Source organism: Corallococcus sp. AB038B, assembly GCF_003668955.1.
In the GTDB taxonomy this organism is placed as follows: Bacteria; Myxococcota; Myxococcia; order Myxococcales; family Myxococcaceae; genus Corallococcus; species Corallococcus exiguus.
On sequence record NZ_RAWO01000001.1, the window covers coordinates 2,594,248 to 2,620,144 of the forward strand.

At 69.1% G+C, this 25,897-nt stretch carries 17 protein-coding genes; 6 read left to right on the forward strand and 11 right to left on the reverse strand.

The window, feature by feature from the left end; translation table 11 throughout:
- Nucleotides 1–11: 11 nt before the first annotated feature.
- From D7Y04_RS10720 to D7Y04_RS10755, 8 genes are read right to left on the reverse strand one after another with little or no spacing between them, the layout of a single operon-like run.
- Complete coding sequence (locus tag D7Y04_RS10720) at nucleotides 12–2,189, reverse strand: 3-hydroxyacyl-CoA dehydrogenase NAD-binding domain-containing protein (protein ID WP_120595137.1); 2,178 nt, start codon at nucleotides 2,187–2,189, stop codon at nucleotides 12–14.
- Nucleotides 2,190–2,227: 38 nt separating this feature from the next.
- Entirely contained in the window at nucleotides 2,228–3,439 is a 1,212-nt protein-coding gene (locus D7Y04_RS10725; RefSeq protein ID WP_121759149.1) for an acetyl-CoA C-acetyltransferase, read from the reverse strand.
- 28 nt (nucleotides 3,440–3,467) lie between these two features.
- Complete coding sequence (locus D7Y04_RS10730; protein WP_120595139.1) at nucleotides 3,468–4,616, reverse strand: acyl-CoA dehydrogenase family protein; 1,149 nt, start codon at nucleotides 4,614–4,616, stop codon at nucleotides 3,468–3,470.
- Between the two features lie 12 nt (nucleotides 4,617–4,628).
- Entirely contained in the window at nucleotides 4,629–5,768 is a 1,140-nt protein-coding gene (locus D7Y04_RS10735; protein ID WP_121759150.1) for an acyl-CoA dehydrogenase family protein, read from the reverse strand.
- 20 nt (nucleotides 5,769–5,788) lie between these two features.
- The gene (locus D7Y04_RS10740) at nucleotides 5,789–7,627 is read right to left on the reverse strand and encodes a long-chain fatty acid--CoA ligase (RefSeq protein ID WP_121759151.1); all 1,839 of its coding nucleotides are present in this window, start codon (nucleotides 7,625–7,627) and stop codon (nucleotides 5,789–5,791) included.
- A 54-nt stretch (nucleotides 7,628–7,681) separates the two neighbouring features.
- A complete protein-coding gene (locus tag D7Y04_RS10745) occupies nucleotides 7,682–8,512 on the reverse strand; it encodes an NAD(P)-dependent oxidoreductase (RefSeq protein WP_120595142.1) in 831 nt (276 codons plus the stop codon).
- 8 nt (nucleotides 8,513–8,520) lie between these two features.
- Entirely contained in the window at nucleotides 8,521–9,183 is a 663-nt protein-coding gene (locus D7Y04_RS10750; protein ID WP_120595143.1) for a TetR/AcrR family transcriptional regulator, read from the reverse strand.
- The gene (locus tag D7Y04_RS10755; RefSeq protein WP_120595144.1) at nucleotides 9,180–10,022 is read right to left on the reverse strand and encodes an enoyl-CoA hydratase-related protein; all 843 of its coding nucleotides are present in this window, start codon (nucleotides 10,020–10,022) and stop codon (nucleotides 9,180–9,182) included. The genes D7Y04_RS10750 and D7Y04_RS10755 overlap by 4 nt, the downstream gene beginning before the upstream one ends.
- Nucleotides 10,023–10,154: 132 nt before the next feature.
- On the opposite strand from D7Y04_RS10755, the gene D7Y04_RS10760 reads away from it, so the two are divergent.
- The 6 genes from D7Y04_RS10760 (at nucleotide 10,155) to D7Y04_RS10785 (ending at nucleotide 16,420) form a co-directional block, all read left to right on the forward strand.
- Complete coding sequence (locus D7Y04_RS10760; protein WP_121759152.1) at nucleotides 10,155–10,928, forward strand: SDR family NAD(P)-dependent oxidoreductase; 774 nt, start codon at nucleotides 10,155–10,157, stop codon at nucleotides 10,926–10,928.
- 24 nt (nucleotides 10,929–10,952) lie between these two features.
- Complete coding sequence (locus D7Y04_RS10765) at nucleotides 10,953–12,155, forward strand: acyl-CoA dehydrogenase family protein (protein WP_121759153.1); 1,203 nt, start codon at nucleotides 10,953–10,955, stop codon at nucleotides 12,153–12,155.
- Complete coding sequence (locus D7Y04_RS10770) at nucleotides 12,152–13,174, forward strand: phosphotransferase family protein (RefSeq protein ID WP_233601345.1); 1,023 nt, start codon at nucleotides 12,152–12,154, stop codon at nucleotides 13,172–13,174. Before D7Y04_RS10765 ends, D7Y04_RS10770 begins: the two co-directional genes overlap by 4 nt.
- The gene (locus D7Y04_RS10775; RefSeq protein WP_121759155.1) at nucleotides 13,167–13,532 is read left to right on the forward strand and encodes a DUF6285 domain-containing protein; all 366 of its coding nucleotides are present in this window, start codon (nucleotides 13,167–13,169) and stop codon (nucleotides 13,530–13,532) included. Before D7Y04_RS10770 ends, D7Y04_RS10775 begins: the two co-directional genes overlap by 8 nt.
- A gap of 10 nt (nucleotides 13,533–13,542) precedes the next feature.
- Nucleotides 13,543–15,168, forward strand: coding sequence for a leucine-rich repeat domain-containing protein (locus tag D7Y04_RS10780; protein ID WP_121759156.1), 1,626 nt, complete (start codon nucleotides 13,543–13,545; stop codon nucleotides 15,166–15,168).
- 127 nt (nucleotides 15,169–15,295) lie between these two features.
- A complete protein-coding gene (locus D7Y04_RS10785; protein WP_121759157.1) occupies nucleotides 15,296–16,420 on the forward strand; it encodes a hypothetical protein in 1,125 nt (374 codons plus the stop codon).
- A 21-nt stretch (nucleotides 16,421–16,441) separates the two neighbouring features.
- Here D7Y04_RS10785 and D7Y04_RS10790 read toward each other — a convergent pair whose 3' ends face one another.
- The 3 genes from D7Y04_RS10790 to D7Y04_RS10800 all read right to left on the reverse strand — a co-directional run bounded on the left by D7Y04_RS10790 (nucleotide 16,442) and on the right by D7Y04_RS10800 (nucleotide 25,884).
- The gene (locus D7Y04_RS10790) at nucleotides 16,442–17,785 is read right to left on the reverse strand and encodes an FAD-binding oxidoreductase (RefSeq protein WP_121759158.1); all 1,344 of its coding nucleotides are present in this window, start codon (nucleotides 17,783–17,785) and stop codon (nucleotides 16,442–16,444) included.
- A 120-nt stretch (nucleotides 17,786–17,905) separates the two neighbouring features.
- A complete protein-coding gene (locus tag D7Y04_RS10795; protein WP_121759159.1) occupies nucleotides 17,906–18,979 on the reverse strand; it encodes a fatty acid desaturase in 1,074 nt (357 codons plus the stop codon).
- Between the two features lie 26 nt (nucleotides 18,980–19,005).
- Nucleotides 19,006–25,884 (reverse strand): type I polyketide synthase, encoded by a 6,879-nt coding sequence (locus tag D7Y04_RS10800; protein ID WP_121759160.1) that lies wholly within the window; start codon nucleotides 25,882–25,884, stop codon nucleotides 19,006–19,008.
- Nucleotides 25,885–25,897 lie beyond the last annotated feature (13 nt).

Here is a 25,897-nt window from a genome sequence, read left to right on the forward strand (position 1 = left end):
TGGGTAAGGGGTTACTCGAGCAGCTCTCCACGTTCCGCCTTGGCGACCAGGGACGCGGGCGGCAGGAAGTGCTTCCCGTAGCGCTCCGCCAGCTGGCGCGCGCGGGTGACGAAGCCGCGAGGCCCCGTGCCGGACGGGCCTTCGTAGCCGTTGATGTACTGCACGACGCCGCCCGTCCAGGGCGGGAAGCCGATGCCCAGGATGGAGCCCACGTTCGCGTCCGCGGCCGAGCGCAGCACGCCCTCGTCGAAGCAGCGCACCGTGTCGATGGCCTCCGCGAAGAGCATCCGCTCCTTCATGTCCTCGAAGGGGATGGTGTGCCCGGGCTTCGTGTAGTGCTGCGCCAGCCCCGGCCAGAGGTTGGTCCGCTTGCCATCCGCGTAGTCGTAGAACCCGCCGCCCGTGGAGCGGCCCTTGCGCCCGTGCTGATCGATGAGCGCGTCCATCACCGCGTAGCTGCCGTGGTCCACCCACGGCTGGCCCGCGGCCACCACGGCCGCCTTCGTCTCCTGGCGGATCTTCCGGGGCAGCGTCAGCGTCAATTCGTCCACCAGCTGGAGCGGGGCGGCGGGGTAGCCCGCCTGGAGTCCCGCCTGCTCGATGGACGCGGGCGCGATGCCCTCGCCCACCATGGCGATGGCCTCGTTGAGGAACGTGCCGATGACGCGGCTGGTGAAGAAGCCCCGGCTGTCATTGACGACGATGGGCGTCTTGCCAATCTGCACCGCGATGTCGATGGCCTTCGCCAGCGTCGCGTCACTCGTCTGCTTGCCGGCGATGAGCTCCAGCAGCGGCATCTTGTCCACGGGGGAGAAGAAGTGCATGCCGACGAAGTCCGGCGGCCGTGTCACGCCCTCCGCGAGCAGGCTGATGGGCAGGGTGGAGGTGTTGGACCCCAGCACCGCGTCCGGCGCCACCACGCCCTGAATCTCCTGGAAGACCTTGTGCTTGAGCTTCACGTCCTCGAACACCGCTTCGATGACCAGGTCGCAGCCCGCGAGCGCGGCGGGGTCCTCCGCGGGGGTGATACGCGCCAGGAGCGCGTCGCCCTTCTCCTTCGTGACGGAGCCCTTGGAGACGGCCTTCTCCACCAGCTTGACGGAGTAGCCCTTGCCCTTCTCCGCCGCGGCCAGGGTCACGTCCTTGAGCACCACGTCGATGCCGGCCTTGGCGCACACGTAGGCGATGCCCGCGCCCATCATGCCCGCGCCCAGCACGCCCACCTTCTTCGCGGTGTGCTGCGGGAAGCCCTTGGGACGGCCACCGCCGGAGTTGATGTGCTGCATGTCGAAGAAGAACGCCTGAATCATGTTCTTCGCGACCTGACCGACGACGAGCTCCGTGAAGTAGCGCGACTCGATGGTGAACGCGGTGTCCACGTCCACCTGCGTGCTCTCCACCGCCACCGCCATGATGGCGCGCGGCGCGGGCATGTTCGTGCCCTTGAGCTGCTTGCGCAGGTTGGCGGGGAAGGCGGGCAGGTTCGCCGCGAACGCCGGATGGGACGGCGTGCCACCGGGAATCTTGTATCCCTTCTGGTCCCACGGCTGCTGCGCCTTCGGGTTCGCCTTCACCCACGCCTTCGCCGCGGGCAGGAGCGCGTCCACGGACGGCACCACCTCATTCACCAGCCCCAGCTCCTTCGCCTCCTGGGGGCGGTGTTTCTGGCCCTGGAGCAGCACCTTCATCAGCGCGTCCGTGATGCCCAGCATGCGCACCGTGCGCACCACGCCGCCGCCGCCGGGTAGCAGGCCCAGCGTCACCTCAGGCAGGCCCACCACCGCGCCCTTCACGTCCGCGAGGATGCGGTGGTGACACGCGAGGGCGATCTCCAGCCCGCCGCCCAGCGCCGCGCCGTTGATGGCCGCGACCACGGGCTTGCCCAGGGTCTCCAGCGTGCGCAGCTGCGCCTTGATCTCCTGGCCCAGGTCGAAGACCTGCTTCGCCTCGCTCTTCTTGACGTTGCGCAGGTCGTTGAGGTCGCCGCCCGCGAAGAAGGTCTTCTTCGCGGAGGCGATGACGACGCCGGTGATGCTGTCCTTCTCCTTCACCAGCCGGTCCACGGCCGCGCGCATGGACTTCACGTAGGCGGCGTTCATGGTGTTGGCGGACTGGGAGGGGTCGTCCATCGTCAAGACGACGATGCCGTCCGCGTCCTGTTCCCAGCGCAGGGTGTTCTGTTCGCTCATGGTGTTCGCTCGAAAGTCTTTGAAAGGGGAGGGAAGGGTCAGACGCGCTCGACGAGGGTGGCCACACCCATGCCGCCGCCGACGCACAGGGTGACGACCGCGCGACGCGCGTTGCGCCGCTCCAGTTCATCCACCACGGTTCCAAGAATCATGGCGCCGGTGGCGCCCAGCGGGTGCCCCATGGCGATGGCGCCGCCGTTGACGTTGAGCTTCTCGTCCGGGATGTCCAGGTCCTTCTGGTACTTGAGGACCACGGAGGCGAAGGCCTCGTTGAGCTCGAAGAGGTCGATGTCCTTCACCGACAGGCCGGCGATGTCCAGCAGCTTGCGGGTGGCCGGCAGCGGGCCGGTGAGCATGATGGTCGGCTCCGCGCCAGACGTGGCCACGGCGGCGATGCGCGCGCGAGGCTTGAGGCCCAGCGTCTTGCCCACCTTCTCCGAACCCACCAGCACCAGCGCCGCGCCGTCCACGATGCCGGAGGAGTTGCCCGGCGTGTGCACGTGATGGATGCGCTCCACCGCGTGGTACTTCTGGAGCGCCACCGCGTTGAAGCCGCCCATCTCACCCATGGTGGTGAAGGACGCGCTCAGCTGACCCAGCGAGGCCACGGTGGACTCCGGGCGCATGTGCTCATCGCGGTCCAGGATGACGAGCCCGTTCTGGTCCACCACGGGGACGACGGACTTCTGGAAGTAGCCGTTCTTCCACGCGTGGGCGGCGCGCTCCTGCGAGCGCACGGCGTAGCGGTCCACGTCCTCGCGGGTGAAGCCCTCCATGGTCGCGATGAGGTCCGCGGAGATGCCCTGCGGCACGAAATAGGTGTCGTAGTTGGTGGCGGGGTCCATGGCCCACGCGCCGCCGTCCGAGCCCATGGCGACGCGGGACATGCTCTCCACGCCGCCCGCGATGACCAGGTGCTCCCAGCCGGAGCGCACCTGCTGCGCGGCCATGTTCACCGCCGTCAGGCCGGAGGCACAGAAGCGGTTGAGTTGCACGCCGCCGGTGGTGTCCGGCAGGCCCGCGGCCAGCACCAGCGTGCGCGCGATGTCCGCGCCCTGGTCGCCCACGGGGGATACGACGCCCAGCACCACGTCGTCGATGTGCTTCGGGTCCAGGTTCGGGTTGCGCTGCTTGAGCGCGTCCACCAGGCCGACGAGCAGCGACACCGGCTTGGTGCCGTGGAGGGCGCCCTTCTTGCCCTTGCCGCGAGGGGTACGGACGGCGTCGAAGATGAATGCTTCCTGGCTCACGGGGAGCCTCCTTGTGAGAAGGGAGGGGCTACAGGGACCGGGCGACGAGCTCCTTCATGACCTCGTTCGCGCCGGCGAAGATTCGCAGGACGCGGGTGTCCGCGAACAGATGGGCGATGGGGTATTCCTTCATATACCCGTACCCGCCGAACAGCTGGAGGCAGCGGTCCACTACCAGGCAGGCCTGGTCGGACACCCAGTACTTCGCCATGGCCGCCGTCGTTACATCGAGTCTGCCTTCCAGGTGGGACGCGACGCAGTCATCCACGAAGGTGCGGCAGACCCGCTGGAGGGTGGCGCACTCCGCCAGCTCGAAGCGCGTGTTCTGCAGGGCGAAGAGCGGCTTGCCGAAGACGTGGCGCTGCTTCGTGTACTCGACCGTGAGCTGGACGGCGCGCTCCAGGCTCGCCACCGCGATGATGGCCGTGGTGAGCCGCTCCTGGGGCAGCTGCTGCATGAGCTGGGCGAAGCCCCGGCCCTCCTCGCCTCCTAGGAGGTTGACGGCGGGGACGCGCAGGTCGTCGAAGAAGAGCTCGGTGGTGTCCTGACCCTTGCCCCCCAGCTTGTCCAGGATGCGGCCCCGCTGGAAGCCGGGCGTCGAGTCGGAGACCTCCGCGCACAACAGGGAGATGCCCGCGTGGCCCGGCTGCCCCGTGCGCACGACGATGATGATGAAGTCGCACACGTGGCCGTTGGAGATGAACGTCTTCGCGCCGCTCACCCGGTAGAAGTCGCCTTCACGCACCGCGCGGGTGGAGATGGCCTGGAGGTCGGAGCCCGTGCCCGGCTCGGTCATGGCGATGGCGCCCACCCACTCGCCGCTGGCCAGGCGGGGCAGCCACTTTTCCTTCTGGGCCTCCGATGCGTAGGCCAGCAGGTAGTGCGCGACGATGGCGCAGTGGACGGGGAAGCCCATGGACGGGTCCCCGGCGCGGATCTGCTCCTCGATGAGGACCGCCTCGTGCGCGAAGGTGCCGCCAACGCCGCCGTAGGCCTCCGGGATGGACATGCACAAGAGGCCCAGCTCTCCGGCGCGGCGGTAGAGCGCCTTGTCCGGGTAGCCCTGCTCCACGTGCTTGGGCAGGTTGGGGAGGACCTCCTTCGTGAAGTAGGTGGCCGCGAGCGTGCGCACCTGCTCGACGTCATCCGAGCTCCACCGGGGACGTGCCGTCGTCATGATGTCTGTCTCCTAGAGTCCGAAGGTCTTGCCGATGATGTCGCGCTGGATTTCGCTGGTGCCGCCGTAGACGGTGGAGATGACCGTGGCGCGCAGGTGCGACTCCATGTCGAACTCGGTGGCGTAGCCGTAGCCGCCCATCATCTGCATGCCCTCCAGGGCCACGCGCTTGGCGGTCTCCGTCGTCTTGAGCTTCGCCATGGAGGCCTCGCGGGGGAGCATCCGGTCCGGGTGTTCGTCCGCCATGGCTGCCACGCGGTAGACGAGCAGCTCGCAGCAGTCCAACTCCGTGGCCAGGTCCGCGATGCGGTGCTTGAGCGCCTGGAAGGAGCCGACGGCGCGGCCGAACTGCTTGCGCTCCTTCACGTAGGCGACGGCGTCGTCGAACGCGCGCCGGCCCCGGCCGAGCATGGACGCGGCGAGCAGGAGCCGCTCGCTGTTGAGCCCCGACATCAGCTGGGGCCAGGCCTGGTCCACGAGGCCGACGACGGAGGACTCCGGCAGGAAGCAGTCCGTGAAGAAGACGTCGTTGACCTCCTTGCCGCCCATCGTGGGGATGCCGCGGATCTCCATGCCGGGCGTGCCCGCGGGGACGCAGAACATGGTGAGGCCTTCATGCCGCGAGCCCACGGTGTTCGTGCGCGCCACGAGCAGCACGTGGTCCGCGAAGTGCGCGTTGGAGCACCAGGTCTTCTGGCCGTTGACCACGAAGCCCCCGTGCGTCCGGACCGCGCGGCAGGTGATGGCGGCGGCGTCAGAGCCGGCTCCGGGCTCTGAGATGGAGATGGCCTCCACCCGGCCGCGCGCGATGCCGCCGAGGACGGTCTCCTTCTGCACCGGGGTCCCGAACTTCGCGTAGGGGCTGGCCGCCACCGCGGTGGTGATGTAGCCCCCCACCGGCGCGAGCCCATAGGCGGTCCGCTCCGCGAAGAGGCACATCTCGGACATGCCTCCTCCGGACCCGCCGTACTCCGTGGGGATTCCCACGCCCAGCCAGCCCAGCTCGGCCATGTGGGCGTAGAGGCCGGGGGCGTGGGCTTCCGTGCCGTCGTGGGTCAGCGCGTCCCGCTGCGCGCGTGTGCCCGTCCTGGCGCGGCAGAACGCGTCGATGGCATCGGCGAACGAGGCTTGCTCCGGGGTTCTCACATGCATGGCGGTTCTCCGAAGGGGCGTCAGGCGATCGCGTAGAGCGCGGCGATGCGTTCGGCGTACTGCGCGAGCAGCACGCGGCGTTTGAGCTTGAGGGTGACCGTCAGCTCTCCCGTCACCGGGGACCAGGCTTCCGGGACGACCTGGAAGCGTTTGATCTGCTCCGAGCGGGAGAGCCGCATGTTGGCCGCGGCGACGAGCGCCGCCAGCTCGATCTGGACCGCGGGCTCGCGTGCGAGGTCCTCAATCGATACGGAGGACAGGCCCTTGGCCTTGGCCCAGAGCGGCCCGGCTTCTGGATCCAGGGAGACGAGCGCCGTCACGTAGGGGTGGCCGTCGCCAATCGCGATGGCCTGGGCCACCAGCGGGTGGGCGCGCAGCATTCCTTCGAGCTTGGAGGGGGCGATGTTCTTCCCGCTCGACGTGATGATCAGCTCCTTCTTGCGGTCGGTGATGCTGAGGAAGCCGTCCGCGTCGAGCGTGCCGATGTCGCCGGTGGCGAGCCAGCCGTCCGCGTCCGTCGCGCGGGCAATCTGGCCGTCCGCCGCGAGGTAGCCCATGAACACCACCGGACCGCGCACGAAGATTTCGCCGTCCAACGCCAGCTTGAGTTGGAGCCCGGGGATGGGCCGCCCCACGGAGCCGACTCGGAAGTCGGTGGGGGTGTTGATGGTGGCGCAGCCGGTGGTCTCGCTCATGCCCCAGACCTCCAGCACCTGGATGCCGAAGCCGCCCAGGTATTCGAGGATGTCCACGGGTATGGGCGCGGAGCCGCTGCTCGTCCAATGCAGCGCATCCAGGCCCATGGACTTGCGCAGCGGTTCGAGCACGCGCGCTTCGGCGTCCGCGGCCTTCTGCTGGACCTCCGGCGGTACGGCCCTGCCAGAGCCGCGCAGCCGGAAGGACTCCAGCGCGGCGGCGTGGGCGGCGAGCAGGGGCTCACGCTGGGCGGAGGGGAGCGCGTCCACCTTCAACCGCAGGCTCGACGCGAGCTTCTCCCAGAGGCGCGGCACGCCGAAGAACGCGGGCGCTCGCGAGCGGGCCAACAGCGGCACCACGCCCGTGGGGTCCGTGCACAGGTGCATGTGCAGCGCTTTGTAGAGCGCTCGGTACAGCCCCAGCTCGCGCTCCGCCACGTGCGCCAGCGGGAGATAGGCGATGGAGGGGACCCGCATCGGCACGGGGACGCACTGGTCCACCGCGACGGCTTCATAGAAGGCGTTGAGGTGGCTCAGCACCACGCCCTTGGGGTCGCCGGTGGTGCCGGAGGTGTACATCATCGCCAGCGGATCCTCCGGGCGGAGGTCCTTCCAGGCGTCTTCGAAGGCCTGGGGGTTGGCTTCGTGGAGGGTGCGGCCTTCGGCTTCGAGCTCCGCGAAGGAGATGAACCGCGAGTCCCCGCGTGGAAGGGCGGAGGCATCCACGACGACGATGCGCTTGAGGGCGGGGAGCGATTCGAGCACCGGCCACCACCGGGCCAGCTCGTCCGCGCCCTCCAGCACCACCACCGTGGCCGCGCTGTGCCGGGCGACGTAGCCCACCTGTTCGGTGCTCAGGGTCTGGTACGCGGTACAGGAGATGGCCCCCAGGTGGGCCGCCGCATAGTCGATGATCCAATGCTCCGGCCGGCCGGACATCATGATCATCATCCGCTCGCCCCGCTTCAGCCCCAGCACGCAGAGCCCGCGGGTCATCGCGGCGGTGCGCTGGCGCAGCTGGCCCCAGGTGAGGGTGCTGTTCCCGAAGGTGAGGGCAGGCGCGTCCGCGTATTCCGTGGCGTTGCGCTGAAGGAGGCGCGGCAGCGTGAGCTGGGCCGCGAGGGACAGGCACTGCGCTTCCAGGTTCGCGTCAAACGCACCCATGGACACACCTCCGCCAGGTCAAAGGACAATCCGCTTGTCTGTCGTGCTTCCTCTTCAGGGGTCGACGTACAGGTCGAGCACCACATCCGGGCCGCCGCCGTAGCGGCTGAAATCAGTGATGCCTTCCGCGCGCAGGACGTCCTCGTCGATGAAGGTCTGTCCGGTGCACTCGCGCGGCGGGCGCTGGAGGATGGCCACGGCCGCGTCCGCCATGATTTCCGGCGCTCGGGCCCGCTCCATGGAAGCGTCCCCTCCGAGCAGGTTCTTCACGGCGGCGGTGGCGATGAGCGTGCGAGGCCAGAGCGCGTTCGCCCCAATGCCGGCGTCCGCCAGCTCCGCCGCCCAGCCGAGCGTGAGCAGCGTCATGCCGTACTTGGCCATCGTGTACGCCGGGTGCAGGCCCATCCAGTGGGGCGCCAGGTTCACCGGCGGGGACAATGAAAGGATGTGAGCGTGGGACGAGCGTCGCAGGTGCGGCAGCGCCGTGCGCGTGAGCAGGAACGTCCCGCGCAGTTGAATCTGCTGCATCAGGTCGAAGCGCTTGAGCGGGAGCTCTTCGGTCTTCAGCGGGGCCAGGGCGCTCGCGTTGTTGAGGCAGAAGTCGATGCCGCCGAAGCGCGCCACCGTTTCGTCCACGGCGCGCTGCACGTCCGCTTCGTCCCGCACGTCGCCCACCACCGCGAGCGCCTTGCCGCCCGCGGCTTCAATCTCCGCGGCGGCCGTGTGGACCGTGCCCGGCAGACGCGGGTCCGGCGTGCCCGTCTTGGCCAGGAGCGCGACGTTGGCGCCCAGCCGTCCGGCCGCGACACCGATGGCCAGCCCGATGCCACGGCTTCCGCCGGACATGAGCAGCGTGCGTCCGGTGAGCGGGCCCGGACCGGCCATCGGCCGCGTCACTTCTGGGCCTTCGGCTTCGCCGGGGTGGCACGTCCGGGCGTGGCCGTCTGGGCGAGCTGGGGGAGCAGGTCGCGCACGATGAGCAGGAGCGATTCGCTCAGGAGCAGGTGCGTCTCCTCGCGGGTGAGCGTTCCGTCGCGGAGCCACTCGCGGATGGAGGCCTTCACCAGCCCGCTGTAGGAGCGGATCATCGCCCGCTGCCGCGAATCGTTGCCGACCTCGGCCTTGAGCCCCAGGAACTCGAGCGTTCGCGACGCGGCCACGTCGTCCGCCTCGGCGATGATGCGGTCCACGTCCGGATCCGCGCCGATGCTGCCGCTCCCGATGACGGCCAGGTACGTCTTGCCGTGGGTCGCCACGGTGTCCAGGTACCACTCGACGCTGCGCTCCACGCGCTCTCGCAGGGTTCCGGTCATGGGGACGCTCTTTTCGATGCCGGGCATGAGCAGCATTCGCTTCACGACCTTCAGGTAGAGGTCCCGCTTCTGCCCGAAGTAGTGATTGAGGAGTCCCCGCGCGACGCCTGCTTCCTTGGCGATGTCGGTGGTGGAGACGTCCGCGTAGGGGCGCTCGCCGAACAGGCGCATGGCGCACTCGAGGATCTGCTTCCGGCGCTCGTCCGGTTCCAGCCGCTTCCAGCGGGGGGCCAGCGCGCTCATCGCCGGGTCTCCTGCCAGGGGAGGAACGCGGGCAGGTCCTGGGTCACCGTCCGGGAGAATCGCGCGGGTCGCTTCTGCATGAAGGCCATGACACCTTCTAGCGCGTCCGGGCTCTCTCCGAGGCTCGCGATGAGCTGACTGTCCAGGGCGAACGCGGGCTCCGGCGAGGGGAGGGCGCTCATCCGATAGAGCGCCTGACGGATGACGGCCACGGACACAGGCGCGGTTGATTCCACCAGCTCCCGAGCGAGCGTCTGCGCCGCGGTGGCCAGGGCCTCGGGCTCATGGAGGGATTGGACGAGCCCGGCGCCGAGCGCCTCCTCCGCGGGGACAAGCCGCCCGCTCACCATCCAATCCATCGCGCGGCCCATGCCCACCAGCCGAGGCAGGAACCAGCAGGAGCCCGCTTCCGGGTAGATGCCCCGCCGGCTGAAGACAAACCCGAAACGGCTGTTCCTGGCCGCGAGCCGGAAGTCCGCGGGGAGGATCATCGTGGAGCCCACGCCCACCGCCGCGCCCTGGATGGCGGCGATGACTGGCTTTCTCAACATGAACAGCTGGCGGGCCACGCGCGTCGCGGGTTCGACCCAGGCACCGCCGGGAATGTCTGTGTTCGTGACCTCCAGGGACTGGCCGCTGAGGTCCGCCCCCACGCAGAAGTCCTTGCCCGCGCCAGAGAGGATGACCACCCGCACCGCTTCATCCGCGTCCGCGGCGGCGAGCGCGGAGGCCAGTTCATCCGCCATGAGCACGGTGAAGCCATTGCGCGCTTCGGGCCGGTGCAGTTCCACATTGGCGACCCGGTCCGCGTAGGAAACGCGGATGTGTTGGTAGCTCATGGTTGGAAATCCTGGCTCATGTGCTGGGTATAGTGGAGACTTGTTGGCGCCTCGTCAACAACAAGAGTCATTGGCCATCACCCCGGAGTCTTCGACGTTTCGCGTCATCGATTGCCTGCCTGGAGCCCGCTCATGAGTGTGGATGCGTTTGGTCTGGAGGGCCGCCGTGCGCTGGTGACGGGCGCCTCCGGAGGGTTGGGTTTGCACTTCGCGGAGGTGCTGGCCCGGGCGGGCGCGGAGGTGGTGTTGGCGGCGCGGCGTGCGGACCGGTTGGCCGCGGAGGTGGAGCGGCTGCGGGAGCTGGGGCTGCGCGCCCATGCGGTGTCCATGGACGTGACGCTCGCGGCGTCCGTGCAGGAGGCCATGGCCGAGGCGGAGGCGCTGGCGGGCGGGGTGCTGGACGTGCTGGTGAACAACGCGGGCGTGTCCGGCGACGGCTTCTTCCTCCAGGTGGAGGAGGCGCAGTGGGACGCCGTCATCGACACCAACCTCAAGGGTTCGTATCTCGTGTCGAAGGCCGTGGCGCGCCGTCTGGTGGAGCGCGAGATGCCGGGCAGCATCATCCACATCGCGTCCATCCTGGGCCTGCGGGTGGGTGGCGGCGTGGCGCCCTACTGTGCCTCCAAGGCCGGGTTGATCCACCTCACCAAGGCGATGGCGTTCGAATTGGCGCGGCATCGGATCCGCGTGAACGCGCTGGCCCCCGGCTACATCGAGACGGACTTCAACCGGACCTTCTTCGGGAAGGACGCGGGGCAGAAGCTGCTCGCTCGCATTCCCTTCCGGCGGCTGGGCCACATGCGGGAGCTGGATGGGCCGCTGCTGCTGCTGGCGTCGGAGGCCGGCAGCTACATGAGTGGTTCTGTCATTGAAGTGGATGGTGGCCACCTCTGCTCCACCCTGTAGTTCTTCCTTCGGCCTGGTGACCCCATGGACTTCTCGCTGTCCCCTGAAATCGAAGCGTACCGGCTGCGTGTGCGTGAGTTCGTGGCCACGCACGTGCTTCCGCTGGAGAAGCAGCCGGACGCGTTCGACGCGCACGAGAACCTCCGCGAGGAGGTGGTGGCTCGGGTGCGGGAGTTGGCCCGCGCGCAGGGGCTCTGGGCCTTCCAGATGCCGAAGGCTCGCGGAGGGCAGGGCCTGGGCGTGGTGGGCATGGCGGCCTGTTACGAGGAGGCGGCCCGTTCGCCCTTCGGGCCCGTGATGTTCAACGCCGCGCCTCCGGATGACGGCAACATGATCGTCCTGGAGAAGGTGCTCGCGACGGAGGCGCTCAAGCAGCGCTGGTTGCAGCCCCTCATCGACGGCCGGGTGCGCTCCGCCTTCGCGATGACGGAGCCTGACGGCTGCGGCTCCGACCCGTCCCTCACCTATACGCGAGCGGAGAAGCAGGGCGACGAATGGGTGCTCACGGGCCGCAAGTGGTTCATCACCGGTGCCCAGGGCGCGCAGCACTTCATCGTGGTGGCTCGCACCTCCGAAGATGAGCGCAAGGGACTCACTGCGTTCCTCTTCGACGCCAGCAAACCTGGATGGCGCATCGAGCGACGCATTCCCATCATGGGGCCCGAGGAGCATGGCGGTCATTGCGAGCTCGTCTTCGAGGGGCTTCGCATCCCGGATGAGCAGCGCCTGCTGGGCGTGGGGGATGGCCTCAAGGTCACGCAGATCCGCCTGGGCACGGCGCGCCTCACGCACTGCATGCGCTGGCTGGGATTGGCGAAGCGGTGCCTGGAGGAGGCGGGCGGCTATGTCTCGCGGCGGATGAGCTTCGGGGAGACCCTGGCTCAGCATGAGGGCGTGCAGTGGATGCTGGGCGACGCAGCCAAGGACATCCACATCGGGCGACTGCTCACCATGAGCGCTGCCTGGAAGCTGGACCAGGGGGACTTCGCTCGCACGGACATCTCCATCGCGAAGATCCACGTGGCGGATGCGCTGCACAAGGCCGCGGACACGGCCATCCAGTTGATGGGTGCGCGCGGTTACTCCAAGGACACGCTTGTCGAATGGATCTACCGGTACGCGCGCCAGGCTCGGTTGGTGGATGGCGCCAGTGAGATCCACAAGATGGTGCTGTCGCGTGCCTACCTGTCGGAGGGCGCGGACTTCTTCCGGTGGGGCGTGGGATGACGATGCGCAAGGAACACAGGCACGCGCTGGAGTCCTTCCTGTCCACGAAGGCGGAGGCCCGCGAGGTGCGGCTCGTCGATGCGCGCCTGCTCTCCGGGGGCGCCATCCAGGAGAACTGGCTGCTGACGGCGGTGGTGAGCGGCGGGCCGCATGAAGGCGTATTGGAGTGCGTGCTGCGCTCCGATGCAGCCTCGGGTGTCTCCGTGTCGCACGACCGTGCGCAGGAGTTCGCGCTGCTGCGAGAGGCCTCCCGCGCGGGCGTGACGGTGCCGGAGCCGCTGTGGCTGGGAGATGGCTCCGTGCTCGGGCGCGCGTTCTTCGTGATGCGCAAGGCCCGGGGGACCGCCGCGGGCCATCGCATCGTGAAGGACCTGGGGCTGGGCGGAGATCGCGAGGCGCTGACCGAACGGCTGGGTGCGGAGCTGGCGCGGCTGCATGCCATCCGTCCTCCCGTGGAAGCCCTGTCCTTCCTCTCGGTGCCCGCGTTGTCGCCCGCGCTTCGGGGCGTAAAGGAGTTCCAATCCTTCCTGGACGGCCACCACACGGCGTTCCCCGCGCTGGAGTGGGGGATCCGCTGGCTGGAGCGGCATGCGCCAAAGACTCCGGAGCTGGTGCTGACGCATCGCGATTTTCGCACCGGCAATTACATGCTGGACGAAGCCGGCCTCACGGCCGTGCTGGATTGGGAGTTCGCGGCGTGGTCGGACCCGCTGGAGGACCTCGGGTGGTTCTGCGCGCGGTGCTGGCGCTTCGGCCAGTTCGACAAGGAGGCCGGAGGCATCGGTTCCCGTGAGGCGCTGGCGCGGGGCTATGCGCGCGTGAGCGGCCGCACGCTGGATTGGGAGGCGGTGCGCTACTGGGAGGTCTTCGCCCACGCGCGGTGGGCGGTGATCGCCCTTCAGCAGGGCGAGCGTCACGTCTCCGGCCGCGAGCCTTCGCTGGAGCTGGCGCTGACGGCGCATGTCGTGCCGGAGCTGGAGCTGGAACTTCTTTCGATGACGGGAGGACGGAATGCGTGAACAGCCGGACGGGGCCGCGCTGCTGGCGATTGCTCGCGAGGTGCTGCTCCGGGAGCTGCTGCCCGGGCTGCCCGAGGACAAGGTCTACGCGGCGCGGATGATCGCCAACGCGATGGGCATCGCCGAGCGACAACTCCGAGCGGGTGACAAGCCCCAGCAGGAAGAACGCGGGGCGCTGGTGGTCCTGCTCCATCGCGAAGGGGGGCTCGCGGAGCTGAACCGCGAGCTGGCGGCGCGGATCCGCGAGGGCGGGTTCGATGGAAACCGCGAGGCCTGGTCCCTGCTCTGGGACTCCACCCTTCAGCGGGTCCGGGAGAGCGCACCGAAGGCCCTGCCGGCCTCCGACCGGATGGGGTAGAGGTCGGGGCATGAAGAAGAAGGCCTCCAAGTCTCCCGCCCGCGACCTGCCGTTCGAAATCTTCACCTGGTCGCAGGTTCGCGACGAGGTGAAGGCCCCTGGCAATCGCGAGGATGACTCGGACCGCGTGCTCGTCCTTACCGGGAATGTCGTCATGCCCCACGACCTGGGGCTGGATTTCCGCCAGGGAATCTTCGCGCAGGATGACGACGACGACCCTCCGTTCACCGGCCTCATCGTGCGCGGTGACCTCACCGTCGAAGGCTGCGTGCTCAACTGGGAGAACGACTTCGGCCCGTTCCTCCAGGTGCACGGCAACCTCGTCGCGAAGCGCATCGCCATCGGCGGTGCTCGGCTTCACGTCTCCGGCGACCTGACGACCGAAGACCTGGTGGCGGTCTACAACCACGGCAGCGTCTCCGTGGGCGGCAACCTCAAGGCCCGCACCCTTGCCTCGCATTACTCCTTCAAGGTGGCGGGCGCTGTCGACGCGCATCGCTACCTGGGCCAGGACTCGAAGGTATTCGCGGTGGCCGGCGGGGTGGAGGACGTGAAGGACCCCTACGAAGGGAAGGGCGTCTTCGTCCCGTCGGTGGTGAGGGACGGCCGCGTCGATCTGGAGAAGGTGCGGGCCCGGCTGGCGGCGGGAAAGCCCGTCGCTCGCGACGTGTTCACCAGCATCCGGGAGGCGTTCCGTCAGCTCGTCGCGAAGAAGATCGCGGAGCCCGACAAGGTCAAGAGCCTCACGCTGGAGGACAAGGGGCTCACGTCCCTGCCGGAGGAACTCTTCCTGTTCCGCAAGCTGGAGAAGCTCAACCTCCGCCGCAACAACCTCCGCGCGCTCCCGGAAGAGCTGGGGCAGCTCACGGAGCTGCGCGAGCTGGACCTGCACGGCAATCGCCTGCTGGAACTGCCGGAGTCCATCGGCGAGCTCAAGAAGCTGCGGTCCCTGGACCTGTCGTACAACTGCCTCTGGCGGCTGCCGGAGTCACTGGCCGGATGCGTCGAGCTGCGGCGGGTGAACCTGATCAACAACCCCCATGCCTACGTCCGGCTGGCCTTCGGGAGCTGGCGGAAGGTCCAGCTCATGTTCGACTTCCCGGAGGTACTCACGCGGCTGCCGAAGCTGGAGGTTCTCACCTTTGAAGGAACGCCGCTGCGCACGTTGCCGACGCGGCGCTTCGACAGCACGACCTTGAGCAAGGCCACGGTGCTCTGGTCGCTGGTGACGCACATGGATCCGGAGCTGCACGACCAGCTCCAGGTGGACGTGGAGCGCAGCCGGGAGAAGGCGGCGGCCCATATCGGCTACTGGTTCAAGCCGGAGAACGTGCGTCTGGAATCCTTCTACGACGCGAAGGCGGACCGCTACGACTTCGCGGAGGTCCTCGCGCTGCTGGCGCTGCTGCTGCGCATCAACATCCCCACGGCTGCGCCCTATGACGCGGCGCTGGAGAAGTTCCGGGCGCAGAGCCAGGAGATCGCCCGGTACCTGGACTGGGACGGCGACAAGCCCCGGCACGTCCACGCGCTCTTCGGAGCGCTGCGCGACGCCATGGGGCCGCTGGGCGAGCCGTATCCCGGCGACGCGCTCATCGCGGGCCTGCGGGACGTCTTCGCGGCCCGCGCTGGCTGAAGCGCCCTGGTGACGCCAGACATCAGCTGGTGAATGGCGTCATCGCGATGGGCGGGGATCGCTCGACTCAAGTGACTGATTTCACGGAGCCCGGGGGCTGGCATGCGTCCTGCTCTTGGGTCCCGGCATGTCCATCTCCTCCCTGAACCGCGCGGCCTCCTTCCAGCCTTCCTCGAGCATCTCCCAGCTCAAGCCGGCGGCCGCTCCGGCTCAGGGTGTGGTGGGATCCCAGGCGCAGCAGCCCCGCAACGACCTGCGGCGGATGTTCATGGCCGACTCCTTCGATGCGGGCGCGAGCAAGCTGGGCGGCGCCTCCGGGGACTTCCAGAAGCAGTTGTCGGAGGTCGTGGCCCAGCTCTCGCAGCTGGTGAAGCTCCTCCAGACTCAGTCGCCCGCGAGCCTGGGCCAGGGCGCCGAGGGTGCCGCGTCCGCGGTGGGCGGGGTGGGCGGTGCGGCCCCGGCGCAGCAGGCGGCTCCCGCGGCTGTGGACTCGATCGACTTCGGGACTCCTGAGGCGGCTTCCCCGGCTCCGTGGGCGGAGGCTTCTGCGTCTCCTTCGGCGGCGGCTCCGGCTCCGGCGGCTCCCTCGGCCCAGAGCACGGCTCCGGCCTCCAGCGCGGCCGCTCCGGCGCACCCCACGTACAACAGCGATGCGGGCCCCGGCTTCGGCCCGCCGTCCGCCGGCTCCACGGAGCCCGCGCCCGCGAACGCGCCGTGGCTCGCGAAGAACAACGTCGGGTCGCCCTACAACAGCAACATGCAGCTCATCGACGAGAGCCAGAAGGGCCAGTTCAAGTACACGAACACCTTCACCAACAAGACCAGCGAGCCGCAGACCATCACGCTCTGGAACAAGACGGGCGAGAACGGGAACCCGAACGACGGGCAGAACTTCGACAAGAGCACGCCCAAGACGTTCACGCTCCAGCCCGGCCAGTCGCAGGTGGTGGCGTTCGACAGCAACACCAGCGTGGCGTGGGCCGCGTCGAAGGACGGCACGGCGAAGCCCGGCGCGAACTCCGGTCAGACCTGGGGCGAGGCCACGTTCGCGAACTCCGGCACGGGTTGGAGCGGCTTCGACACCAGCCAGATTGCCCCCGCGGGTCACAACGGCAAGATGTCCATCTCCAATGAGGCGACCGGCAAGACCGTGACGGAAGCCAACGCCTGGCAGACGGAGAAGGACGACCCCGCGCTCCACGATGTCGGCGTCCCCGCCGGTCCGCTGAACCTGCGCACGGAGATCGGCTGAAGCCTGGCTGGCCCGCGCTGACTAAAGGCCGAGCGCCGCCTTGCACGTCTTCACATACAGGTCCCGGAAGAGGTTGTCCGGGTCCGTGCGCTGCTTCACGGCCTGGTACGTCTCCCGGTTCCAGATGCTCCAGAAGGTCTGCTCGTCGTAGTAGTTGTAGGAGATGAGCGTCTTGGTTCCGTTCACGCGCTGGAGCTCGTCCTCCAACTCCTTGTAGACGTTGCGGCCCGGCGGCTGTGGCATGCCGTACACGGCCAGGTCCAGGAACAGTGGGTCGTTCATTCCGGCCCACCACTGGGGTGTCAGCCATTCGTAGTCACGCGTCCGCCGGAAGGGCACGCACCAGACGGGGTAGTGCCGCATCTCGCGGTGGTACCAGTCCATGAAGTCCGCCGAGCGCGAGAAGGGGATGAACACGTCCACGATGACCGGCGGGTCCTTCTTCGGCAGCAGCTGGGTGAAGCGGTTGGCGGTCCTCAGCACGCTGTCGGAGTGGATGAGCTTTCCGAACAGCGCCCTCGCGAGCAGGTTCTGCGGCCGGGCGTGCGTGACGCCCCGGTTGTAGCGGAAGAGATAGTCATACGTCGTGAGGTAGTCCTCGCTCCGGCGCGGGATGGTCTCGCAGTACGCGGTGAGCCATTCGTAGCGGCTCACGTACGGCGCCCGGTCCACGAAGTGGCCCACGCACAGCACGTGCTTCGTGGGCGAGAAGATCTGTCCGTCCAGGTAGTCCGCGCCCGGCTCCTGGAAGTGGTGCCAGATGGCCTGCTGGAAGGACTCCAGCGTGGAATGCGTCTCGTTCGTCACCCGCACGTAGGGCGCGGCTCGCGTGAGCTTGAAGCGCACCTTGGACAGGATGCCCAGCGTCCCGAACGAGCCGTGCATCATCTGGAAGAGGAGCGGCTCTTCCTTTGGCGAGCAGCGCAGCACGTCCCCCTTCGCGGTGATGACCTCGTACTCCAGACACGTGTCGTGGAAGCCGCCCTGGCGGAAGGACATGGACTCGATGGAGCACCCCGCGATGGCGCCCCCGAGCGTGATGGTCTTGTGCTCGGGGACGATGAACGGGACAAGCCCGTGCGGCAGCGTCGCGCGCACCACCGCGTCGAAGGTGGCGGCGGGCTCGGCGGTGCAGGTCATCCCCACGGGGTCGATGTCGAGGATGGCGTCCAGGTCCCCCAGGTCCACCTTCTCGTCGCGGCGCCGCGAGTCGAACCGCTTGGGCACGCTGTGGGGCGGGGACTTCTTCTTGAAGGACGCGGGCCCCGTTCCCTTTCGCTGCCGCAGCTGCCGGGCGATGGCCTCCACCTTTGCTTCGTGAAGCGACACCGTCCGGGGACCGCCTGACACCGACTCCGTGCGCATCCATTTCCTCCGTTGGCGGAAGGGTGGGGATGCCGCGGCGCGTGGTGAGCCCTTGCCTGTCGGAGCGGGGCCAACCCGGACGCCCGCCCACCGACCGGGCGTCCGGGCGAATGATACCGCTCAGGTGGCTTCGAGCCGACGGCGCAGCTCCGTGGTGCTCACCTCTCCCGTGCCGTCCCGGCCCATCAGCGACTGGCCATCCGCGGAGTAGAGCGCCGGGCGCCGGTACAGCATGCGCAGGGCGTGCAGGTGCGGGTAGACGATGGAGGCCTTGGGGCTCAGCTCCCTCAGGTGTTTGCGCAGGAGCGGGGCGTACCTGGGGCTCTGCGCTGGGAAGATGTGGTGCTCCTGGTGGTAGCTGAAGTTGAAGTGCATCCAGTTCATCAGCGGGTGGGTCTCCACGCTGGCGGTGTTCACGAAGGGGTTGTCCGTCTCCTCCGCCGCGGGCTGCATCCAGTGGTTGGTGGCGATGTAGATCATCAGCGTGACGTTCCCGATGAGCAGCGGGAGCACCAGCGCGTAGAACGCCGCGCGGGGCCCCAGGACCCAACCGAGCGCCACCCAACCCGCGGTGACGAGCACCGTGAGCACGCGCTCCCGGGCCCGGTGCAGGTGCACGTGCTGGAACGCGGGCAGCCGGCAGTGGTGCCAGAGGAAGGCCTGGCCCTGCGCGGTGAAGAAGACGCTGAAGCTGATGAAGCTCAGCCAGTGTCCGGAGCCGGGGGACATGGCGTGGAACAGCTTCGCGAACCCCTGGGTGTGCCAGTCCGTCCTGCGCGGGAGGATGTCCGGATCCCTCACGAGGACGTTGGCGGCGCTGTGGTGGGCCTGGACGTGCCAGGCCCTCCAGTTGCCCGGTGTCACCAGGAAGGGCGCGAAGCCCACCCAGCCCAGCAGGCTCTCCCACTTGCGGCTGTGGAACACCGAGTGGTGCAGGGCTTCATGCGCGGCGAGCCCCACGGCGGTGACGAGCTGTCCCAGCGCGAAGGCGATGAGCAGACACGCCCAGTGGGGCAGCGTCCAGGTGCCAAGCACCCAGATGAGCGCCGCCTCCACGGGCACCAGGCAGAGCGCGACGATGCCGCGCAGGGGTTGTCGTTCGAAGGCCTCCGGGGGCAGCACGCGGCGCAGCTCCGAGCGGAGCCGTTTGGCGTCATCCGGGGGCAGGGGAATGGACGAAGAGAGGTCGTTCATGGCGGTTGCCTGAGCGGGAATGAGGTTCAAGCCATGGGGCGGGCGATGCCGCCTTCGATGAGCATCCGAAGGCGGCCGGCTTCGTCATGGGCCGCCACGGTGCCGCACTGGAGCAGGTCGCCCTCCACGCGCGGGGCGAGCGACTTCAGCGTGAGGCGGCGAGGAGCCCTGGCGTCGTGTGCCACCAGGTCCCGATCGAACGTGGCCCGCTGGACGCCCACGGGAGCGAACACGTCACTCGACACACCCTCCACGTGCATCGCGCTCAGGCGCAGGGCCGCGTCCAGCACGAGCGCCGGCACGCCGTGGCCCGCTTGCCGTGGCACTTCCGGCAGCCCGAGCCGTGCGAAGCGGGCGTCCTCCTCCAGGCGGATCTCCTCCAGGCAGTCGAACATCCTGCGCAGCTCGATGGGGGAGCCCGTGGCGCAGTGCGGGTCGTGCACGGCCATGCCGTGGCCCGAGGCGTGGGCGGCCTCCAGCCGGTGTGGGGACCGGGGCGGCTCCGCCGTCAGCGTGAAGCGGGCCTCGGCGTAGACGAGGTCTCGCTCCAGCACCACACCGGAGGCATGGACGATGTCGCCCGTGAGTTTCACCTGCACGCTGTGCTGGCCCGGGGCATCGGTGAGTGGAGTGCACTCGGCGCGCAGGGCCTGCTGGCCTCCGGGCTTCACGCGGATGAAGCGGGAGAACCGCACATCCTCGATGGTGACGGTGCGCAGTTCGGGGCGCGTGTCGTCCAGGGCCGCCTGGAACATCAGGTCCAGGGCCCAGGCGCCGGGCAGGGTGGGCGTGCCTCGGACGAGGTGGTCCTCCAGGCACGGGACGCTCGCCGCGTCGATCGTGAGGTCCCTTCGCGTGGGGCGCGGAGGTTCCGGAGTGGGCGCGGACGGGGCGATCACCTCCAGCCCGTAGAAGCCGCGCTCGCTCTCGGTGAGCTGGACGTTGATGGGTTGGACGGGCTGGCCGTCCACCAACTGGAGGAAGAGCGCCTCGCCCTCGTCGGCGCGGATGCCGCGCAGCCGGCGGCTGGCTCCGAGCACGCGGTACTCCGACCCGCGCGTCATGCCGATGCCATCCCAGGCGAGCCAGCCCACGCTGCACCACTGCACGTCCTGGCGCGAGTCGCTGACCCAGGCGCAGAGCCGGTCCAGCGCTTCGTTCGCCGCGCCGTAGTCCGCCTGTCCGTCATTGCCGATGTAGCTGAACGCGGATGTCAGGACGTGGAATGGAACAGGGGCGGGGAGACGGCGTGCGCAGGACTCGCGCAGGTTGCGCAGTCCCAGCAGCTTGGTGTCCAGCGTGCTCCGAAGTTCCGTGAGCCGACGGCGGTGGAGCTTCTTGGAGACCTGCGTGCCCGCGCCATGGACCACCAGGTCGAGCCGTCCGTGTTCACGGATCAGCTCTTCCACCACTCGGTCCACGTCCTCGGGGCGAGTGACGTCCGCGGCGCGGTAGGTCATCTGGCCGGGAAGCCGCATGAGTCCGTCGAGCGTGGCCCTCAGTTCACGCACGGCCAGGTGGCGCTCGAAGCGTGCACGCAGCGCGGGCATGCGCACCGTGCTGTCACGGGCGAGTTCTGATGCGTAGAACTCGCGCTCCACCGCGCCCAGTTCCTCGTCGCGCGCCTGGAGCACGCGTGCGGGAGCGTCGGAAGGATCGCTGCGGCCCAGGAGGACGACCTTGCAGCCGTACCGCTTGAGCAGCGCTCCGGCGAGGACGGCCGTCACGCCACGGCCACCGCCCGTCAGCAGGACCACCGAGTGGGAGTCGAGCGTGACGGCAGGCCGTGCCGGGACGTCCGTGGGCTGGAGCAGCCGGACGCAGCGGACGGATCCGTCGAAGCAGACCTCCACGGGGGCGGTGTCGTCACCGGTGCCCAGCTCGGAAGCGACATGGTCGAGCGCCGTGCGAAGCGGAAGCGGACCCGTGGCGATGGCACGGATGCCACGCGCCGGGACCTCGCGGCCCAGGGACTTGAGCAGGCCGGCGAAGAGGCCGGTGACGGGATGCAGCGTCCGGCGCGCACCGACGCCGCCGATGCACAGGCTCGCCAGCGCCACGGTGCCGGCGGACAGTCCCTCATAGGCGCGGCGGGCGGACAGGAAGAGCAACTCCAGCGCCTCATGGCGCAGGGCCGTGTCCGCGACGACGGAGGACTCGCTCTCCGCGGAGGACATCCGGCACACCGAGATGATGACCTGTGGCTCGAAGCCGAGCGCATCCAGGCCCGCCTCCGCGGTCTCCTCCCGTGTCAGGTCGATGCCGTGGATCCGCGTTCCCGCGTCGGAGGCGCCCGAGCGGAGGATGCGGAACTCAGGGCCGCAGATGTCGTGTGCCTGGGCCGAAAGCTCCCGGGCCACGGCCTCGTCTTGAGCGATGAACAGCACCCGCCGGCCACGCAGCTGCGACGCTCCAGTCGTCAGTGCCGGACGCTCGACGAGCACCGGCGCGTGGTAGCGGATGGGCGCCGAGTGGTCGAAGCCGTCGGACGCCTCCGGGATGGAAGTGGCGGATGCCGCGACCGGTGCGATGGCTCCTGGTGCAAACGGAGCGCCAGTCCCACGGACATCCAAGGTGCCCGCCTCCGGACCGGAGCGGCCCAAACCTGTCCGACTGTCGGACAGGTTTTCGCGGCCCGGCTGAGGAGAGGGCTCGTCCCGACCGACCGAGTTCTCCAAACCTGTCCGACTGTCGGACAAGTTTCTCTGGCTCGACTGAAGGGGGAGCCCCTCCCGGCCGAGGTTCTCCAAACCTGTCCGACTGTCGGACAAGTTCCTCTGGCTCGACTGAGGGAGGCGCCCGTCCCGGCTGAGGTTCTCGAAACCTGTCCGACTGTCGGACAAGTTTCCGTGGTTCGGCTGAAGGGGGAGCCCCTCCCGGCCGACTGGGCTCTGCGAACCTGTCCGACTGTCGGACAAGTTTCCGTGGTTCGCCGCCGACAGGGCGGTCCCGCCGAGGTCTCGATTCTCAGCACTGGAGACAGAGGAGATGCCCGAGGACCTGGCGGCTTTGTCCATAACGCGGCGCTCCGCGGACAGAGGTCCTGCCGCCACCGCTTGTTCCTCCGGTGCTCCAGTCTGGGCTCCGAGGTCAGGATGAAGCTGGAGCACCAGCTGGGTGCCGGTCGCGGCATCCGGATGGAAGCGCAGCGTGAGGGCCTGTCCTTCGGCGGCGGCCCGCACCGCGCTCAGCACCTCCCGCGCTTCGTGGGCGGAGTGGGGCGGCAACGTGACGCCCGCCCCTGAACCGGAGCCCGCAGCTTCGGACATCCGCAGGTGGCACAGCGGCCTCAAGCCCCTCGCTTCCGCCTTCGCGGCCGTGGTCACCGCCAGCATCGTCATGCCCTCTTCGGGCGCGGATGCAGCGGCGCTTTCTCCGGGCCTCTTCACGTGAGCGCTGCCCACGAGCACCAGATCGAAGCCGCTGTCCAACAAGGCCCGTGAAGCGCGCAGTGACGCGGCCAGCGTGCCGGCCCCCGCGTCCACCACGAAGTTCGGTCCCTTGGTGTCGAGCACCCCCGCCACCCGTCCCGGCGTGACGTTGGGCATCATCCCCTGGAGCGTGTACGGACCGGACGGCCGCAGCGCGCCCACCGCCGCATGGAGCCGGTCCACCAGCGGCAGGAGCCGCGTGGAGTCCGGCGCTCGCTGGATGTGCTCGCGCAGCCTGCGCCGCGTGGAGTCCGCCAGCACTCGCTGAGTGGCCTCCACGCCCCGGCGCGTCTTGCCCTCCAATCCCAGGACGATGGCCGTCCCCGTCCGCAGCGAATCGAACGCCCCGAGCTTCTTCACGACGTCGCTCGCGACGATGAGTCCCAGGTGCTGCGTGAGGTCCATGTCCTCGGTGATGTCCGGCAGCAGCCGCACCGACGCGGGCAGACGCATCCCCTTGGCGTCGAAACGCACCTCCGGGAACATCCCCTCCGCGGCCACCACCACCAACTCTTCGCTCGGAGACGGCATGGACCTGGCGCGCGGCGCGAGCGGGCCTCCCCGGTACTCCTCCAACACCAGGTGCGCGTTCGTGCCGCCGAAGCCGAATCCGTTCGTGGCCGCCCGGCGCGGATGGTCCCCGTTCTCCGGCCACGGCTGCTCCCGCGTGCTCACCTCGAAGTCCGGCCCGAGCGCTCGCAGCCCCGCGCCTGGACGGTCGAAGTGGGACTGTGGCGGGAAGCTCCGGTGCTCCAGCGCCTTGCACAGCTTGATGACCGATGCCGCACCCGCGGCCCACCCGACGTGGCCGATCAACGCCTTCACGCTGGCGAGCTGGAGGCCCTTCCGCTTGCCGCTGAAGACGCGGCCAATCGACTGCAGTTCGGTGGTGTCCCCGGCCGGCGTGGCCGTTCCGTGCGCTTCGATGTACTGGATGGACGCCGGTTCAACGCCCGCCGCCGCGTAGCACGCCTCCATCGCGGCCACCTGTCCGTCCGCTCGCGGGACGTTGGCGGAGCTGCTGCGTCCGTCGCTGGACAGCCCCGCGCCGCGGATGACCGCGCGGACCTTCAGCCCCGCGGAGACGGCATCCTCCAGGCGCATCAGGCCGACGACTCCCGCGCCCTCGCCGAAGATGACGCCGTCCGCGCGCTCGTCGAACGGCCGGCTCCCCGTCGCGGAGAGCCCCTTGAACTGGGAGAACAGGCAGCTGTTGCCAGGGCCCGGAGAGAACACTCCACCCGCGAGCACCAGGTCGGCCTCGCCGCGCTCCAGCGCCTTCATTCCCAGCGCGATGGCGTAGAGCGAAGAGGCACATGCCGCGTCCAGCAGCATCGTGGACACGCTCGGGCCCACCACGTCCGTCACCACCGATTGGAGGGTCGGATGCGGTGCCAGTTCGGAGGATGTCGCGGTGACACCCAGCGCTTCACGCATCAGCGCGGAGAACTCTCGCGCCGTCTCGCCCCGGGCACGCAGCAGGGCCTCTCCCGCTTCCACGCACAGCGCGTCGTCGTACTCGGGCGAACCGTCCGCGGTGGATCCGAGCAGACACTGGATGCGTCCAGGCGCGCGCGGCGCGGTGGACCGCAAGGACTCCATCGCTTGACTGAGCGCGATGGCCAACAGCCGCTGCTCACGGCCATAGCGATGGAATCGAACCGACGTGATTCCCGGAGGCGGAACGAGGTCGCTTTCCAGGACCCGTCCGGTGAGCAGCGTGTACGTGCGGTCCGGAGTCACCGCCGGACCTACGAAGTCCACGACCTGGTTCGGATGGCTCACGCCCGTGTCGACGATGCCGCTGATACCCCGCTGGATGTTCCTCCAGTACGTCTCCGGATCCTTCGCGCCGCCCGGAAGCATGCAGCCCAACGACACCACCGCGATGGCCGGAACCACGGGCGCTGCATTCCGCGCGACAGGGGGCACGGCCGGTGCTCTCTCGGGCAGCGAACGGTCCACGGACGTCATCGCCACGGACGTGTCCTTGGGGAGAATCCGCTGGACGATGCGCGTCAGCCGTCCTGCTGTGCCGCAGTCCACGAACCGCGCGCAGCCCGCGCCCACCAACGTCTCCACCGAACCCGGGAAGTCGAAGGGACGCACCAGGTGGGACGCGAGCGCCCCTGCCAGCTCGGACCCGCCACGTCCGTAAATCCGCCGCTCGATGGGTGAGTAGATGGGCCCTCGCGCCGGATGCACGGCCAGGTCCGCGAGGCTCGCGCGGAACGCGGTGACCGCGGGCGCCAGGCTCGGGTGGTGGAACGGGTAGCGGCTGGAGATGAACGTGAAGCCCTTGCCCTGCCGCTCCAGGAATGCGCGCAACCGCTCCAGTTCCTCACGAGGCCCCGCGACCACGGTCTGCCGCGAATGATTGCGGCCCGCGATCTCCAACGTCCTGGCCCCACTCTCCGCCACGGCCTGGACGGTCTCCGGCTCCGACAGGGCGACCGCCGCGAGCGTGCCCAGGTCGCCCGGCACCGTCTGGAGCGCCCGGATGCGACGGCACACGACCTCCGCGCCCGTGCGCAGGTCCATGGCTCCGGCCGCGGTCATCGCCGCGATCTCTCCGAAGCTGTGCCCCACGAACACGTCCGGCCGGGTTCCCTGCCGCTCCATCCACCGCGCCCCCAGAACTCCGGACAGGAAGATGCCGAGCTGATCCAACAGCGGCGCTGCGTCCAACGCCCGGCCCACCTGGGCGACATCCTCCGCCGCGAGCAGCGGGCCCACGTCGATGCCCTGCGAACGGCAGGCCTCCTTCACCGCCAGCAGCTCGTCACGCAGCTCCGGCTGGAGCGCCTTCAACTGCAGGAAGAGGGCGGGCTCGAACGTGCCCTGTCCCGCGAACAGGAACGCGGTGGCGTTGACCGGCAGCTGAAGGCCGGGCGCGGGCACCGACTCTGGAATGCGGACCATCCGCGAGACGCCGCGTGGAGCGGTGTCCGCCAGCAGCGTCCGCGCCAGTGCTCGCACGGCCTCCGGGAACAAGGCCTGCACGCCTCCACCTCCCTGCAAGGCGAGGTCGCGGAAGCTCTTCGGGCCCGCCGGCTCATGCATCGCCGCCAGCGATTCGAAGCTGCGCTGGAAGGACTCCGGGAACGCGCGCAGCGTTCCCTGCCGGTCCGCGCAGAGCACGGTCTGGTAGCCGCAGGCCACCGGCGTGCCGTCGCTCTTCAACGTGCGGAAGCAGAAGCGCAGCGACACCTCGCCGCGCTCCTCCAGCGACGTCAGGATGATCAGCCGGTCCCCCAGCGCCGCCGGGGCGAGGTTGCGCGAATAGCCCTCGTAGGTGAGCAGGAGCACCTGGTCGAAGTCGCGCCGGAAGTCGGGCTCTTCGAATGCGTGCGGACTGAAGAGCAGGTGCTCCCGGCCTGCGCACTGGAACTTGAAGTTGGTGAGGAAGTGATGGCTCCCGTAGGCCATCGTGTCGTCGAAGTGGATGTCGTACGGGACAGCGAAGAAGTCCATGGTGATGGCTCCT